This window comes from Glycomyces sp. L485, assembly GCF_022548875.1.
In the GTDB taxonomy this organism is placed as follows: domain Bacteria; phylum Actinomycetota; class Actinomycetes; order Mycobacteriales; family Micromonosporaceae; genus Glycomyces.
On the sequence record NZ_JAKZEW010000001.1, the window covers coordinates 227,951 to 242,204 of the forward strand.

Here is a 14,254-nt window from a genome sequence, read left to right on the forward strand (position 1 = left end):
GCTGAGCGGGCCGTGACTCATCCGCCTGTTCGAGACTCCATTGCGTACACGCAGTACCGTGCGATGCATGTCACCTAAAACCGCAACCAACGCGATCGGTGTGGGATTCGCGGTGGCCGCGACCGCGGCGCTCGCCCAGCTCGGGCTGGCGTACGGGTTCGGACTGCTGTCCTGGGCCGACGCCGCCCCCGGTTCCGCGGACCCCGTGCTCGACTACCGCGCGAACGCGAACCTCGCCTGGGTGGCGTGGTTCGCCGCCGCCTCCTGCGTCGTCGGCGGCCTCGCCTCCGGCGTCATCGGCGGCAAAGGTGAGGCCGCCGGCTCCCCGGCCGTGCGCGTCGCCGCCGTCGTCGCCTCCGCCGTCGGCGCGTTCGCCGTCGGGCCCCTCGTGTCGCTGTCCGCTCAGCAGGGTGCCGGGTTCTCCTCGTTCCTGACCGACCCGCTCATCGCCGCGGGGGCGGGCTCGGTCGTCGGCTTCGTGCTCACCCTCATCGGCCTCGGTTCGCGTTCGGTCGCGGTCAACGTCGGCGCCTCGGTCGCACTGATCTGGCTGCTCGCAGTCCTGGCGACGTTCGTGGAGATCGGCGAGCCCGCCACCCCCGTCACCGAACTGGCCGTGTGGGGCTCGTGGGCGAGTCCGGAATCGGCGCTGGGTCGGCGCGGCTTCTCGATCGTCGTGCCGTTCGTGACCGGCTCGGCGCTCATCGGCGCGGTCGTCGCAGTCATGGCCCGCCGCAAGCCGATCACCAGCTCCGGCTACCGGATCGCCGCGGCCTCGGGAATCGCAGGGCCGCTCATCGTCACCGTCGCGCACCTGATCGCGGGCCCTCCGCAGGTCGACAGCCCCGAGTCGACGGCGGTGTTCCTCGTCGGGCCGTACGCGGCGATCGCCGGACTCCTCGGCTCGCTCATCGTCTCGGCCATCCCGCGTTCGGGCGGTCAGATCGACGACACGCCCGACGAACCGGTCGAGACGGCACCCGCCTGGACGGTCCCCGAGGCGCCGAGCTCGGCCTTCGACGACTCGAACGACGGCAAGACCGAGTCCATGGCCGGCGAGCCGGCCGACGCCGAGACCTCGGACCCCGAGGTCGACTGGGTCCAAGAGCTCAAACCCGTCGACGGCTCCACCGTCACCGGCTCCGACACCGAGACCGAGACCGAGACGAAGACGAAGACCGAGGCAAAGCCGAAGCGGACGAGGAAGGCGTCGAAGCGGACCCGGCGCAAACTCTCCGACGCCGAGCCCGCTTCAGAGGACGATTCCTAGACCTCCCACTCGTGGACCGGGCGGCCGTCGGCCGCCTGCGCCGCGTAGTCGAGCACCATCGCGCGCAGCGCGTCGAACCGCTCCAGACGCTGCCGGTGCTCGGCCACCTGCACCCTGGCGACCTGCCAGGACGCGCCGTTGACCCCGCGGCGGCACCGCTGCTCGATCACGTCGAGGAAGCGGTCGGCGTCGCGCCGGACCACGCCCATCGACGCGAGCCCCTCCGCCGCGAGTGGCAGCAGCTCCTCCAGCACGAGTTTGCGCACCGGGACCCGGCCCCGGCCCGGCCAGACCTGGTCGGCCTGGATGCCGTGCCTGGCGGCGGCGCGGAAGTTCGCCGTCGCCGACGCGAAGTCCAGCTCGTCGCTGAGCTGCTCGCCGCGCTCGGCGAAATGCGCCATGAGCCCGTAGAACAGCGCCATGTTCGCGCAGATGTCGACCGGGGTCGGCCCGGCCGGCAGGACCCGGTTCTCCACCCGCAGATGCGGACGGCCGGACCTGATGTCGTAGACCGGGCGATTCCAGCGGTAGATGGAGCCGTTGTGGAAGCGCAGCTCGCGGAGGACGGGAACGCCGCCCGAGGCGGCTACCGCGAGCGGGTCCTCGGGGTCGCACAGCGGTAATAGCGGCGCGAAGTGCTTGTAGTTCTCATCGAACAGGTCCAAGACGCTGTCGATCCAGCGCTCCCCGAACCAGGCGCGGGGCATCGCCCCCGCTCGTCGCTGGTCGGCGCGCCGCGTGTCCGTGCCCTGCTCGAACAGGACGATGCGGGTCTCGGCCCACAGTTGGCGCCCGAACAGGTAGGGGGAGTTGGCGCCGAGGGCGATCTGGACTCCGGCGAGCGCCTGGGCGGTGTTCCAGTAGCGGTGGAAGCGCTCGGGGGCGACCTGCAGGTGGAACTGGACCGAGGTGTTGGCGGACTCGGGGGCGATGTTCGCGCAGGAGTAGTCGACCGACTCGGCGCCGGTGATGTCGATGCGGAGGTCTTCGCCGCGCGCGGCCATGATCCCGTCGTTGAGGACTCGGTAGCGCTCGGCGCTGGAGAGCGATTCGACGTCCATGTGCTCGGTGAACAGGGTCGGCATCGTGCCGATGGGGCAGCAGTAGACGCCCGCCTTGCCCGCGGCTTCGCGGACCTCGGCGAGAGCGGCGGCGAGATCGCTCTCGTACCAGGAGATCCCGGCGCCGTCGAGCATCCTGGGGGGCAGGTTCAGTTCGATGTTGAAGGCGCCCAGCTCGTGCTGGGCGCTGTAGAGGGCCTCCTCGTCGCCGGTGGTGTGCAGGTATTGCAGGACGGCCTCATTGGCGAACGCCGGGTCTCCATTGTGCTCGAGGAGATCGAGTTCGAGCTCGAGTCCGGTGAGGGGCCGGTCCCTGTCGAGTCGCCGGTCGGCCAGGAGCTGCGCGAGGGCCTCTCGTCCTGCTTGGAGCTTCGCTCGGTATGCGGATTGATCCCAATGCGCCAAGGCAGAACCGCTCACCTCGTCGCCCATGTTTTCCTCCCCAGGAATCGATGGTTCATCAACCTTAAGACGGTAGGTCACGTCATGGCTACCAAGGGAGACGTTGTTTAGTCCCAAATGCCGTGGTTCACGCACATATTAGGTACTGACTACTCCGAGTGGTGTCCGAAGGTTGACACATTCAGGTCTGACTTGGCAACGGTGGGTGCGCTTCCAAGGACTTGTAAGATCATGGCGTGACCGAACAGAGCGCTTCGGGCCCAGGCCCGGCCGACTTCCTCGCCGCCAATCGAGGCGGCGGCATGCTCACAATGGTGGATCAGCGCGGCGGCGCGCTCTTCGCTTACCTCGCATGGCGAACGGGCCTGAAACCGACGCATCTGACACTGCTGAACCTGCTCCTCGGGCTCCTCGCCTCCGCGGGCGTCATCGCCTACATCCCGGCCGCGCAGGACGGCGCTCCATGGTGGCCGGTCGCGATCACCGCCCTCGTGATCTGGCACGTCGCCTACATGCTCGACTGCGCCGACGGTCAGCTCGCCCGGGTGACGAAGACCGGCTCGGACGCCGGCGCCCGAGTCGACATCCTGTCCGATGTGGCGATCCAGGCATCGGTGGTGGCAGTAGTCGTGGCGGTCGTGAACGCCTACACGCCCCAGATCCCCGCCTGGACGGGGGCGGCCTTCGCGGCGCTGTGGATGACCAACCTCGTGACCGCGGTCATGGCCAAGGACGGCGGCGGCGCCTCGTTGGTGACCGCCGACAACCTCGTCGTCCGCCTGGTCAAGCTCGTGCGCGACTACGGCTTCATGATCGTCGTCATCGCCCTGGCACTCCTGCGGCCCGAGGCGATGGCCGCGGTCATGCTGTTCTTCGGTGCGATCAACGCGCTGTTCCTCCTCGCGAGCATCGCCGCCGCCGCCCGCACCACGCTCCGCTAAGCCGCGAGCAGTTCCTCGTACACGGCGATCAGCCGCTGCAAGACCACGTCGGGGGAGAAGGTCGACTCATAGCGGGCCCGCGCGTTCGCCGCGTACGTCGGATCCCCCGCCACCGATTCGAGGCCCCGCGCCAGCGCCTCCGCGGTCGGCTCGACCGCCACTCCGGCCGGCGCGCCGGTGTCGGCGCCCGCGATGAACGGCGCGCCGCCCATCCGCGTCGCCACGATCGCCCTCCCGCTCGCCAGCGCCTCCAGGCCGGTCGTCGGGAGGATGTCCTGCCAGATCGAGGGGATCACCATCACCGCGGAAGCCGCGAGCGCCGCCCGCATGCCCGCGGCGTCCAGCTGGCCCAGGTACTCGATGCCTTCTTCTCTTGCGGCCGCCTCCTCCACCAGAGGGCGAAGCGGGCCGTCGCCGGCGATCCGGAGCCGCCGCCCGGGCAGGTCGGCCCGCCTCCAGGCGTCCAGGAGCAGCTCCACCCCCTTCTCAGGCACCAGGCGGGCCCCGAACAGGAAGCCCTCGCCGGGCGGAACCGCGCCGGGGTCGGCGATCGCGTTCGGCTTGACCCGGATCCGCTCGTCCGCGATCCCGATGCCACGCAGGTAGTCGGCGATCGCGTCGGTCAGCGCGACGAATCGGTCCACCGTCCTCCACGTCCCCTGGTGGACGCCCAGTGCCACCGCCATCACCGCGCTCTGCGCCCGCGAGCCCCGGTAGCACCCGTGCAGCACGCCCGGGCCGTTCCACCGCCGACCGTGGCAGTCGTGGCAGTCGTGGCCGTCGCGGAAGTACAGCCCGTTGACGCAATCGTGACGGTAGTTATGAATGGTCTGCACCACTTTGACCCCTGCTCGGTGCGCCGTCGTCACCACGGACGGTGACAGCAGTGGATAGGGATTGTGGAGGTGCAGGACGTCCGGCCGCTCGCGCTCCAGGAGCGCCGCCAGCTCTCGCTGCGTCCCCGCCGCGTGGACCGGCGAGACCACCAATGCTGCTTTCTTATGGGCCGCAAGGCTTCCGATCTCGTCCGAGGACCGCAGGAACGGCACCACGTCCACACCGGCGTCCCGTAGAGCGCCGATCTCGTAGTCGACGATCACGTTCTCACCCGACGGCTGCGCCGATGCGTAGCGGTTGTGGGCGATGACGATCTTCAAGATTCCTCCGGGTGGCGCGCACGGCTTCCAACTCGGGCGAAGATACCTCAGGTGCTGAATAGGTGTAGGTTGTCGGGTACCGTGTCCGGCGGGCCGCCCGGTAGGGATCGGTGGCTTCGATCTCCCCCGCGGACACTCACCTCCACCGTAAGCTGACGACCGCAGGGATGTGCAGTGGCGACGAGCCTGGAACGCCCAGCAGAGCAATACCCAGCCGGGAAGTACGGACGGACGGGGACCCAAGTGGCTGGCACGCAAGAGGACGGTGATCCGAAGCTCGTCACGAACGGAGTCACGCGCTCGGCGTGGCGTCGACTCGTCCGCGCCTCCAACTGGCACCGCTCCTACCAGGCCGCGCTGGTGGGCGTCGATCTGGCGGCCGCGCTCGCCGCCTCGGCCATCGCCGTCAACCTCACCCCCCACTCCTACGCCGGCTTCGACGGCCAGATGGTCTTCTACCACCTCGTCGTCTGGCTCCTGCTTCCGGTGGCCTGGCTCCTCTCCCTCTGGGGCACCGGCTCCTACGACCGTCGCTACCTCGGCCTCGGAAACGACGAGTTCAAGCGCGTCATCCGCGCCTCGATGTTCATGCTGGCCCTCGTCTCGTTCCTCGCCCTCACCTTCAAGGCCGACGTCTCCCGCGCCACGGTCGCGGTGGTCCTCGCCGCCGGCGCCATTCTCATCGCCGCATTCCGCTACGGGGCCCGCCTGGGCCTCCACAGGATGCGTGAGGCGGGCCGCGCGGTCCAACGCGTCCTGCTCATCGGCTCCTACCCCGAGGCCCTGGAGGTCTACCGGACCGTGCGCCGAGCCACCGCAGCCGGGCTCGTCCCCGTCGGCATCTACGTCACCGAGGGCGCCTCCTCGGTGCGCAACCTCGACACGCCCGTGCCGGTCTTCGCCGGCACCGACGTCGTCACCTGCGCCGAGCAGCTCCGAGCGGACACCCTCGCCGTCTGCGGCACCGCCTCGTCCGATTCCGCCGACCTGCGCCGCCTCGCCTGGCAACTCGAAGGCACCGGCCGCGACCTCGTGGTCGCCCCCCAGCTCACCGACATCGCCGGCCCGCGCGTCCACATCCGGCCGGTCGAAGGCCTCCCGCTCCTCCACGTCGAAGAGCCGAAGATCTCCGGCATCAGCTGGCTCATCAAGAACGTCCTCGACATCTCCTCCTCGGTGCTCGGCCTCATCGTCCTGTCGCCGCTGTTCCTGGCCGTGGCAATCGCCATCAAGTCCGACAGCCCCGGCCCCGTGTTCTTCCGGCAGTCCCGCGTCGGCCGCGACGGCGAGACCTTCTACTGCTGGAAGTTCCGAACGATGTACATCGACGCCGAGGAGCGCCAGGCCGCGCTCATGATGCACAACGAGACCGACGGCCTGCTGTTCAAGATGAAGGACGACCCGCGCATCACCCGCGTCGGCAAGTTCCTCCGACGCACCTCCATCGACGAGTTCGCCCAGCTCATCAACGTCGTCAGGGGCGATATGAGCCTCGTCGGCCCCCGCCCGCTCCCGGCCGAGAACGGCGACTTCCTCGGTGACGTTCGTCGCCGCCTGCTTGTGAGACCCGGCATCACCGGCCTGTGGCAGGTCTCCGGCCGCAGCGACCTGTCCTGGGACGACGCCGTGCGCCTCGACCTCTACTACGTCGACAACTGGTCCCTCACCACCGACCTGCAGATCCTCTTCCGCACCGTGGCGGTAGTGTTGCGGCGAAAAGGCGCTTACTGACCGGCTACGACCAGGTGAACGCCGTGGGAACCCTGATAATCTGGGGAATTGATGACTTCTTACGGAACAGGCAGCCGGATCCTCGTCACAGGTGGCGCGGGCCTCGTGGGCTCGCACCTCGTCGACGCGTTCCTGGAGCGCGGCTGCGGCGTGACCGCCGTCGACAACTTCTCCACCGGCTCGGCCGAGAACCTCACCCCTCACCCGAACCTCACCGTCGTCGAAGCCGACGTCACCGAGGGCCTCCCCGTCGGCGACGAGCCGTTCGACGCCGTCCTGCACTTCGCGTGCCCGGCCAGCCCCGTCGACTTCGCAACCCTCCCGGTCGAGATCCTCCGCGTCGACTCCCTCGGCACCCTGCACGCGCTCGACCGCGCGCTGGCCGACGGAGCCCGCTTCATGATGGCCTCCACCTCGGAGGTCTACGGCGACCCGCAGGTCCACCCGCAGCCGGAGTCCTACTGGGGCAACGTCAACCCGATCGGGGTGCGTTCCTGCTACGACGAGGCCAAGCGCTTCTCGGAGGCCGCCGTCGCCGCCTACCACCGCCACAAGGGCCTGGACGCGGCCATCGTGCGGATCTTCAACACCTACGGGCCCCGGATGCGCCCCGACGACGGCCGCTTCGTTCCCACCTTCATCACCCAGGCGCTCGCGGGCGAGCCGCTGACCGTCCACGGCGACGGCTCCCAGACCCGTTCGCTGTGCTTCGTCGACGACCTGGTCCGCGGCCTGGTCATGTTCCTCGAATCAGGGGAGTACGGCCCGGTCAACCTTGGCGCCGAGTACGAACTGACGGTCCGCGAGACCGCCGAGATCATCATCCGCCTCACCGGTTCGCCCTCGACCATCGAGTACACCGACCGGCCCGCCGACGACCCCGAGCGCCGCCGCCCGGACCTGACTGCCGCGCGGGAACTGTTCGGCTACCACCCGCAGGTCCCCTACGAAGCGGGTCTCAAGGCCACTATCGACTATTTCGCAACTGCTGGGGCGCAGCCGGGCGCGCATCGTCATGGCCCGCGAGCGGCAGCCGCGTAAGCTGTCGCCATGACGTATTCCGGTTCCAACTACCGGGGCGCCGCCTCGGTGCCTCCCGAAGGCGGCGGAGCGCGCGTGGCCGCTTCGGCGGCCGACGGCCCGACTCGGCGCGGCCTGATCGGATCGGCCGTGGGCCTGGTGGCCTCGCTGGCCGCGGCCGGCGGCGGCGCTGCCGTGTGGACGACCGCCAACAGCGCCAACTCGGACCTCAACCGGGCCTTCGACCTGGAAGGCATCCCCGAGGAGGACCGCCCGGAGAAGATCAACGGCGCGATGAACGTCCTGATCCTCGGTTCCGACGCCCGCGAGGAGGGCGACGACGCGCGCAGCGACACCTCGATCGTCATGCACGTCAACGAGGGCGGCACCGAGGCGTACGGCATCTCGGTACCGCGCGATCTGTACGTCTACATCCCTCCGAACTCCCAAGCCGACTACTCGGACACGAACGCGAAGTTCAACGCCGCCTACGCGTGGGGCGGCGCCACCCTGACCGTCCAGACCATCGAGGAGCTCACCGAAGCCCGTATCGACCACGTCGTGGAGATCGACTTCCCGGGCCTGGTCGAGGTCGTCGACGCGCTCGGCGGCGTCGAGATGGACATCGAGCCCGCCGACGCGCCGAACTACTACGACGAGTCCGGCGTGACCTCGATCCACCCGCCGCGCCGCTTCTTCCCCGCCGGCAAGAACCTGCTGGACGGCGAGGAGGCGCTCGACTACGTGCGCCAGCGGTACCAGTACGCCTCGGGCGACTTCGCCCGCATGCGCCACCAGCAGGAGCTCATCAAGGCCATCATGGATGCGGCGGTCACCGCCGAGGTCCTCACCTCCCAGTCGAAGCTGAGCTCGTTCATCGAGTCGGTATCGGACGCGGTCAAGGTCGACACCCAGTTCAACGTGGTGTCCACCGGGATCGAGTTCATGCACCTGCGCAGCGACGACATCGTCTTCATGACCACGCCGAACCTGGGCACCGGCACCGAGGGCGGCGAGTCGGTCGTCGTGTACGACGAGGAGACCGCCTCGGGCCTGTGGGCGGCGCTCCGCGAGGACGCCGTCGGCGAGTGGATCGAGGCGAACCCCGAGGCCGCCGGCCAGAGCGAGGACGCGTAGACCGCGCCCGTCCACTTCGACACGAACGCGTCCCATGTTGTTGGTGTGGCCGGTGATTCGCTTCCGAACGAGTGCGGCCAATGTGCCGTAATGGCTCGATCCCGAACTCCGACATGGGGTTCACCGGTCGTACCATGGTCGGAACGTACCTTCGACGAAGAGGTTGTGCCGATGAGTGAAGAATCAGTCACCGTGCCCGGCGAAGACCCGCCCTACACACCCGAGTTCGACATCAGCAGACCCACCATCGCGCGCGTCTACGACGCGATCCTCGGTGGCAAGGACAACTTCGCGGCCGACCGAGAAGGCGCGGCCGCGTACATGAAGTTCGTTCCCAACTCCCGTGAGGTCGCCATCGACAACCGGGCCGGGCTCGAAAAGGGCGTCGCGTACATGGCGCGGAAGGGCATCGACCAGTTCCTCGACGTCGGCGCCGGCCTGCCGACCATGCGGAACACGCACCAGGTGGCCCAGGAGATCAACCCCGACGCGAAGGTCGTCTACGTCGACAACGACCCGATCGTGCTCGCGCACGGCCGGGCGCTGCTGGAGACCAACGACTCGACCACGATCGTCACCGCCGACCTGCGCGACCCCGAGAGCATTCTCGACCACCCCGACGTCAAGAAGGTCATCGACTTCTCGCGCCCGGTCGGGCTGATGGTCGTGGGCCTGTTCATGCACTTCCACGACGACGAGCGGCCCGGCGACTGGGTCCAGGAGCTCGTCGACGCCTGCCCGAGCGGGTCCTACCTGCTCATGACCGACTTCGCCGACACCGGCGAACCCCAGCAGAAGGCCATCGAGAAGGCCGGCCTGGAGAGCCTCGGCAACGGGTGGGTCCGCAAGCCCGAGAAGATCGAGGAGCACTTCTGCGGATTGCCGCTCGTCGAGCCGGGTCTGGAATGGGTCCCGCGCTGGTTCCCCGGCGAGCCAGACAAGGAGGTCCCGGCGGCCGAGGACCTGGAGCCGTACAACCGGATCATGATGGCAGGGCTCGGCTACAAGGAATAACCGCCCCGAGCAGCAGGGCGCGCGGCCGAGCCGCGCGCCTTTCGTCGTTCTCACCGGCGTCGAAACTGCGAGCTCGACGTCACGATCAGTAGTTGGCGTTGAGGATCTCGCGCAGGATGTCGGGAGTCTTCGACGGCTGCGCCGCCTGGACGCACAGGTGCTCCATGGCCGCCTGGTAGGCGTCGACCTCGTCTTCGCGGTCGAGGTAGAGACCGCTGGTGAGGTGTTCGAGGTAGATGACGTCCTTGAGGTCCTCGGAGGCGAACCGCAGCCAGGTGAAGGGGGCGCCGGCACCGGAGTGCGCGCCGCTGGAGAAGCGGACGATCTGGATGCGCACGTTCGGCATCTCGGAGGCCTCGATGAGCGCCTGGATCTGATCGCGCATCACCGCCCTGCCGCCGAAGGGCCGGTGCAGCGCCGCCTCGTCGATCACCGTCCACAGGATCGGCGGGTCGTGCTTCTTGAGGACGTTCTGGCGCGAGAGGCGCACGTTGACGCGGTCGTCGATCTCCTGGAGCGGCGTGTGCCCGAAGCCGAGCATGAGCAGCGCGCGAGCGTACTCCCGGGTCTGGAGCAGACCGGGGACGAGCTGGACCTCGTAGGTCCGGATCATCGACGCCGCGCCCTCCAGGTCCAGGTAGGCGCTGAACCAGTCAGGCAGGGCGTCGCCGTAGCGGTGCCACCAGCCGGGCTGGTTGGCTTCTTTGACCAGTGCGAGAAGCCGGTCCACCTCGGCTTGCTCGGTGATGCCGTACATGTGCAGCAGGTCCTCGACGTCGCGGACCTTGAAGCCCACCCGGCCGAGCTCCATGCGGCTGATCTTGGACTCCGACGAGCGGATCTCATAGCCCGCCCTTTCGCGGGTGATGCCCTGTGCCTCGCGTAGTCGCCGGAGGTAGCCGCCCATGATCATGCGCAGCGCGGTGGGGCCTCCCGTGCTTCCGCCGACGGGGGGTGACGTGTTCATGCCTCTCACCTCCATACGGGCAATGTAGAGGCGGTCCAGGACGAAAAGCTCACCCTGACAGGGTAACCTGCCGGGCATTCTCGTCAGGGTGAGCGTGCGGCCGAGTGATCGACTAGGGCCGCTAAGCGATCAGGTTGTCGAATTCTCCGTCCTTGGCGCCCTCGATGAGCGCCTCGATCTCCGCGATCGTGTAGACGAGGGCCGGGCCCTCGGGGTCGCGGGAGTTGCGGACCGCGATCTCCTGCCGGCCGGGGAGTGCGGCCAGCTCGACGCAGTTGCCGCCGTTGGGGCCGCTGCGGCTGCTCTTCTGCCAGGTAATCGACGGGGGGAGGTCCCCTGCGGGGATTCCGTTGCGTGCCTCGTTCATCGAAATTCCTTCCACCAGTGGCCGGCGAACCGACCGGTATCTCGATCTGTCAATGACCTGCGCACGGATCCGAAGAGAGCTTCGGCGGCGGACGTTCCTCGCGACGCCCCGGAGCCGAGTCGGCCCGCTGGGCGACGCCGGGGGGCCGAGATTCGGCCCTGTCAGGAGAACCGCATACCGGATGTTTCCGACGTTTCCTTTGCTGGTCCAGGACAGTGTTGCACATTACAGACAGTGATCTGCACGCGCCTATTCGCGCGCATCTGCACGTGCATCTGCCCTGTGTGAATGCATGCTAGGATGAATGTGATACTGCACATAGACATATATGGTTCGAGTGTGCGATCGTGATCGCAGACTCAAAGCCGCTAACCGGCGTCCGGCGCTCGGTGGAATCGGTCCAGGGGTTGAGGCTCCTTGGACGGCAACCGCCTACACGACCGGGCGTCTCGCATCGCACAACCGGATCTCGCTAAGTCGTTGCAGAACCCGGCCGGGCCGCACCCCGGCAGGTCTTGATCGTCGCCCGGAGAGGGGTTGGGTGCCATGGTGGAACGTCTTCAGACCCAGACGTTGCTACAGGCGGCCGCGGCAGGCAAGCTGCGGAGCTCTATGTGCCAGCAGGTCATGGCGATCGAGTACGACAGGAACGGCCAGGCGATATACCGGTGCGCCCCGTCCTGCGGCAAGCACTTCGCCGACGCGAGGCAGGTCCAGGCGGGATTGCTGTGGCATTACCGGGGCCGCAGCGTCGGCAAATTGTACGGACTGCCCGACGAGGACATAGTCGACGAGATGTTCGCGGCACTCCAACTGGCCTGGGTGCGCGACGGCGATATCTACACCGCGCGCTTCCGCTGATTCCGGAGGCCTCGCGCGGTGACAGGCTTTGCTCTGTTCGGTGGGAAGACTCGGGGAGGCCGGTGGGGGCCTCCCCGAGCTCCACATCGGGCAAGGTTCATCGCAGCCGTGGCAACCCGAGGGCCTGTACGGCCTATGGTTCGCCGGCTACCCCGAGCACGGCTTGACCTGCGAGTTTACCAGCCGTAAGCCATCGCCGACACCCCGTCGCCTACCAGGGAACCTACTCAAAACCCCTTGTGCCCCAAATGAACTCAAGAACATGCTTATGAGGCCTCCGACCGCTGCACGAGTTCCACGATCCTGGTGACCAGTTCGGTCAGCGCCGTGAAGGGCTTCACCAACTGCTCGATCGCCTTGAGCTTGCTGTGGATTCGCCTGGCCGGCTTCATCTGCTCCAGCGACTCTTCAAGGTCGTCGATGTTGTCCCGGATGGCCTCGAAGTCGTCGCCGACCGCGCTGCGGTGGGCGTCCAGGGCGTCACGGAGCTCGTCGATGAGAGCGAGCGTCTGCTCCAGCATGCGCTCCGCTTCCGGGTCCCGCGCCACCGTGACGAAGCCGCGGGAGTGCTCGCCGATCGCTCCGACGGTGGCCGAGGCCCCGGTTCCGATCGCTCCGGTCTGGACGCTTCCGCGGAACACGTAGCCGCCGTCCTTCTGGTCCTCGTCGTGCTGCTGGTTCATTTCTATCCTTTCGCCATTGGTTGCTGGACCGCGCCCGTGCTGCCCGGACCGACGGCGCCGGTCGTCGCCGTGGCCCCCGTTCCGACGGCGCCGGCGGAGAGCTCGCCGTAGTTGATGACGCCTTGGTTGTGGACGATCGCGGTGATTCGGTCGTTGAGGGCGCTGGTGTCGATGCCGCGTTCATCGAGGAAATCGCTCAGTGCTTCGAGGGTCTGGTGTTCGAGGATCAGGGAGTATTTGACGGCCTCTCTTGGGTAGCTGGTGAAATCATCGAGATCGCAGCCGAGTTGGCGGACGCTCGTCTCCGGTCCCCAGTCGGGTGGGCGCCAACCCTTCAGCTTCGGCCGTCCCCGAGAGGCGTTCAAGACGCCGCGCCAGGCATTGACGACGGAGTCGTAGGGGCTGCGAAGGACCTCGATCGGGGCGGTCGCCACTGCGAGACCCCCGCACCAGAGCATCGCCCGCATTCGCTGTACCGCCCCGTCACGAAATACGTGGTAATCCCTTTTCGTCATGGGCAGCCAGTAGCTCGCGTACTCGATGTACAGCGTCTCGCCCTGCAGCGCCAGGTGGATGAAACCGGTGGTGACCACCTCGCCCCCCAGGCAGGAGACCTGGCAGCGGATGCGGTGCCGCACTGGTGACGCCGGTGCGTCCAGGACGTCCTCGATGCTCCGGAGATCGAATTCCGAGGCTGGAAGGCCGGCGATGTCGAGCACGGGGCGCGTGATGGCGCGCCCGGAGACGAACAACTGATCAGAGACTTCGAGGTCGGGAAGGCCCCGAGTGGCGGGGGAGTCGTCACTGAGCGCCTCGATCCGCGCCTTCAGATGACGGTTCAGGTCCGCTATGTCTAGAGTGGGCGGCGATTTGCCGTTGGGTTCCTTCGCATGCAGGGGGAGCGGAAGCGGGTGGGTGGTGATGTGGTTCCCGAATCCGACGAACTCGCTTTCACCGGGGGAGTATGTGATCACCTGCGAGCGCTGCGCGGCGCCTATGTACGCGAGTCTTCCACGCGGTGGACGGCCTGGTTCGGGCTCGCTCGGGATTCGGGTGAGGTGGTACATCCGTGCCATCTCGAATCCGGCGGTGCAGACGGCGAGGGCCGCAAGCCAGATCCATATCGGGGTTCCCGAGGTGCGGATGTCGATCCACAGATAGGCGCCCAACGCCAAGGCTATGAAGGCGGCCTTCGGAACCGTGAGTTTCGACTTGATCTTCTTGAGCAGCGGACTCGTGTCGATGCGCCGCTGGTTGGACGAGATCTTGAGCTCGTTGCCGATCTTTCGCGCCTTGAGCCCGACGAGGAGCCATGCGCCGAGGCAGATGAGGAGCGACAAGTCGTCGACGGCGGGCGTCAGGAGGAACGCGACCAGCATGGCGGCAAGGAGACTCTGCTCGGCGATGTCGAGAATCCTGGCCCGGTGCACGTGCCGGATCACGGGGACCGCATCGGTCCCGGGATTCGGTGCGATGGCCTGGTCGCGTCGCGCGCAGACCTTCTCGATGACGGATTCTCGGAACTCGCGGTCGAGGTAGGCGGCGGCGCAGAGGTGGATGGTGGCGTCGTTCTTGCGCGTCCGGTCAGGGCTGGCCTTGCCGAACTGAGGTGCGGGATGGTGCTGGACCATATCGGATGTCTC

Annotated in this window: 13 protein-coding genes; 7 read left to right on the top strand and 6 right to left on the bottom strand. The window is 67.8% G+C overall.

Annotated elements, in window-relative coordinates; all coding sequences use genetic code 11:
- The first annotated feature begins 67 nt into the window (after positions 1 to 67).
- Positions 68 to 1,270: a hypothetical protein gene (locus L0U85_RS01065; RefSeq protein WP_241375756.1), complete on the top strand. Its 1,203-nt coding sequence runs from the start codon at positions 68 to 70 to the stop codon at positions 1,268 to 1,270.
- On the opposite strand, the gene L0U85_RS01070 is transcribed toward L0U85_RS01065, so the two are convergent.
- Positions 1,267 to 2,763: a glutamate-cysteine ligase family protein gene (locus tag L0U85_RS01070; protein ID WP_241375757.1), complete on the bottom strand. Its 1,497-nt coding sequence runs from the start codon at positions 2,761 to 2,763 to the stop codon at positions 1,267 to 1,269. The two genes, L0U85_RS01065 and L0U85_RS01070, sit on opposite strands and share 4 nt — an antisense overlap.
- A gap of 272 nt (positions 2,764 to 3,035) precedes the next feature.
- Between L0U85_RS01070 and L0U85_RS01075 the strand changes: the two genes are divergently transcribed.
- Positions 3,036 to 3,674, top strand: a complete 639-nt coding sequence (locus L0U85_RS01075; protein ID WP_277605228.1) for a CDP-alcohol phosphatidyltransferase family protein — start codon at positions 3,036 to 3,038, stop codon at positions 3,672 to 3,674.
- Here the strand turns inward: L0U85_RS01075 and L0U85_RS01080 are convergent.
- Positions 3,671 to 4,831 carry a glycosyltransferase family 4 protein gene (locus L0U85_RS01080; RefSeq protein WP_241375759.1) on the bottom strand — a complete coding sequence of 387 codons (1,161 nt, stop codon included), beginning with the start codon at positions 4,829 to 4,831 and terminating at the stop codon, positions 3,671 to 3,673. The genes L0U85_RS01075 and L0U85_RS01080 overlap by 4 nt on opposite strands.
- A gap of 243 nt (positions 4,832 to 5,074) precedes the next feature.
- Between L0U85_RS01080 and L0U85_RS01085 the strand changes: the two genes are divergently transcribed.
- The 4 genes from L0U85_RS01085 to L0U85_RS01100 all read left to right on the top strand — a co-directional run bounded on the left by L0U85_RS01085 (position 5,075) and on the right by L0U85_RS01100 (position 9,733).
- Positions 5,075 to 6,562, top strand: a complete 1,488-nt coding sequence (locus L0U85_RS01085) for a sugar transferase (protein WP_241375760.1) — start codon at positions 5,075 to 5,077, stop codon at positions 6,560 to 6,562.
- A 51-nt stretch (positions 6,563 to 6,613) separates the two neighbouring features.
- Positions 6,614 to 7,603, top strand: a complete 990-nt coding sequence (locus tag L0U85_RS01090; RefSeq protein ID WP_241375761.1) for an NAD-dependent epimerase/dehydratase family protein — start codon at positions 6,614 to 6,616, stop codon at positions 7,601 to 7,603.
- A 9-nt stretch (positions 7,604 to 7,612) separates the two neighbouring features.
- Positions 7,613 to 8,719: an LCP family protein gene (locus tag L0U85_RS01095; RefSeq protein WP_241375762.1), complete on the top strand. Its 1,107-nt coding sequence runs from the start codon at positions 7,613 to 7,615 to the stop codon at positions 8,717 to 8,719.
- 171 nt (positions 8,720 to 8,890) lie between these two features.
- The gene (locus tag L0U85_RS01100; RefSeq protein WP_241375763.1) at positions 8,891 to 9,733 is read left to right on the top strand and encodes an SAM-dependent methyltransferase; all 843 of its coding nucleotides are present in this window, start codon (positions 8,891 to 8,893) and stop codon (positions 9,731 to 9,733) included.
- Between the two features lie 85 nt (positions 9,734 to 9,818).
- On the opposite strand, the gene L0U85_RS01105 is transcribed toward L0U85_RS01100, so the two are convergent.
- Both L0U85_RS01105 and L0U85_RS01110 read right to left on the bottom strand, forming a co-directional pair.
- On the bottom strand, positions 9,819 to 10,700 hold the full coding sequence (locus L0U85_RS01105) for a helix-turn-helix transcriptional regulator (RefSeq protein ID WP_241375764.1): 882 nt from the start codon (positions 10,698 to 10,700) through the stop codon (positions 9,819 to 9,821).
- A 121-nt stretch (positions 10,701 to 10,821) separates the two neighbouring features.
- A complete protein-coding gene (locus L0U85_RS01110) occupies positions 10,822 to 11,067 on the bottom strand; it encodes a DUF397 domain-containing protein (RefSeq protein WP_241375765.1) in 246 nt (81 codons plus the stop codon).
- A gap of 546 nt (positions 11,068 to 11,613) precedes the next feature.
- Between L0U85_RS01110 and L0U85_RS01115 the strand changes: the two genes are divergently transcribed.
- Positions 11,614 to 11,928, top strand: coding sequence for a hypothetical protein (locus L0U85_RS01115; protein ID WP_241375766.1), 315 nt, complete (start codon positions 11,614 to 11,616; stop codon positions 11,926 to 11,928).
- 266 nt (positions 11,929 to 12,194) lie between these two features.
- On the opposite strand, the gene L0U85_RS01120 is transcribed toward L0U85_RS01115, so the two are convergent.
- Both L0U85_RS01120 and L0U85_RS01125 read right to left on the bottom strand, forming a co-directional pair.
- On the bottom strand, positions 12,195 to 12,611 hold the full coding sequence (locus L0U85_RS01120; protein WP_241375767.1) for a hypothetical protein: 417 nt from the start codon (positions 12,609 to 12,611) through the stop codon (positions 12,195 to 12,197).
- Between the two features lie 2 nt (positions 12,612 to 12,613).
- Positions 12,614 to 14,242, bottom strand: coding sequence for a hypothetical protein (locus L0U85_RS01125; RefSeq protein WP_241375768.1), 1,629 nt, complete (start codon positions 14,240 to 14,242; stop codon positions 12,614 to 12,616).
- Between the last annotated feature and the right edge of the window lie 12 nt (positions 14,243 to 14,254).

Coding starts and splice junctions, on each gene's coding strand:
- L0U85_RS01070 (WP_241375757.1), bottom strand. CDS start 2,763: ATGGGCGACGAGGTGAGCGGTTCTGCCTTGGCGCATTGGGATCAATCC.
- L0U85_RS01105 (WP_241375764.1), bottom strand. CDS start 10,700: ATGAACACGTCACCCCCCGTCGGCGGAAGCACGGGAGGCCCCACCGCG.
- L0U85_RS01075 (WP_277605228.1), top strand. CDS start 3,036: ATGCTCACAATGGTGGATCAGCGCGGCGGCGCGCTCTTCGCTTACCTC.
- L0U85_RS01065 (WP_241375756.1), top strand. CDS start 68: ATGTCACCTAAAACCGCAACCAACGCGATCGGTGTGGGATTCGCGGTG.
- L0U85_RS01125 (WP_241375768.1), bottom strand. CDS start 14,242: ATGGTCCAGCACCATCCCGCACCTCAGTTCGGCAAGGCCAGCCCTGAC.
- L0U85_RS01100 (WP_241375763.1), top strand. CDS start 8,891: ATGAGTGAAGAATCAGTCACCGTGCCCGGCGAAGACCCGCCCTACACA.
- L0U85_RS01090 (WP_241375761.1), top strand. CDS start 6,614: ATGACTTCTTACGGAACAGGCAGCCGGATCCTCGTCACAGGTGGCGCG.
- L0U85_RS01095 (WP_241375762.1), top strand. CDS start 7,613: ATGACGTATTCCGGTTCCAACTACCGGGGCGCCGCCTCGGTGCCTCCC.
- L0U85_RS01115 (WP_241375766.1), top strand. CDS start 11,614: ATGGTGGAACGTCTTCAGACCCAGACGTTGCTACAGGCGGCCGCGGCA.
- L0U85_RS01110 (WP_241375765.1), bottom strand. CDS start 11,067: ATGAACGAGGCACGCAACGGAATCCCCGCAGGGGACCTCCCCCCGTCG.
- L0U85_RS01120 (WP_241375767.1), bottom strand. CDS start 12,611: ATGAACCAGCAGCACGACGAGGACCAGAAGGACGGCGGCTACGTGTTC.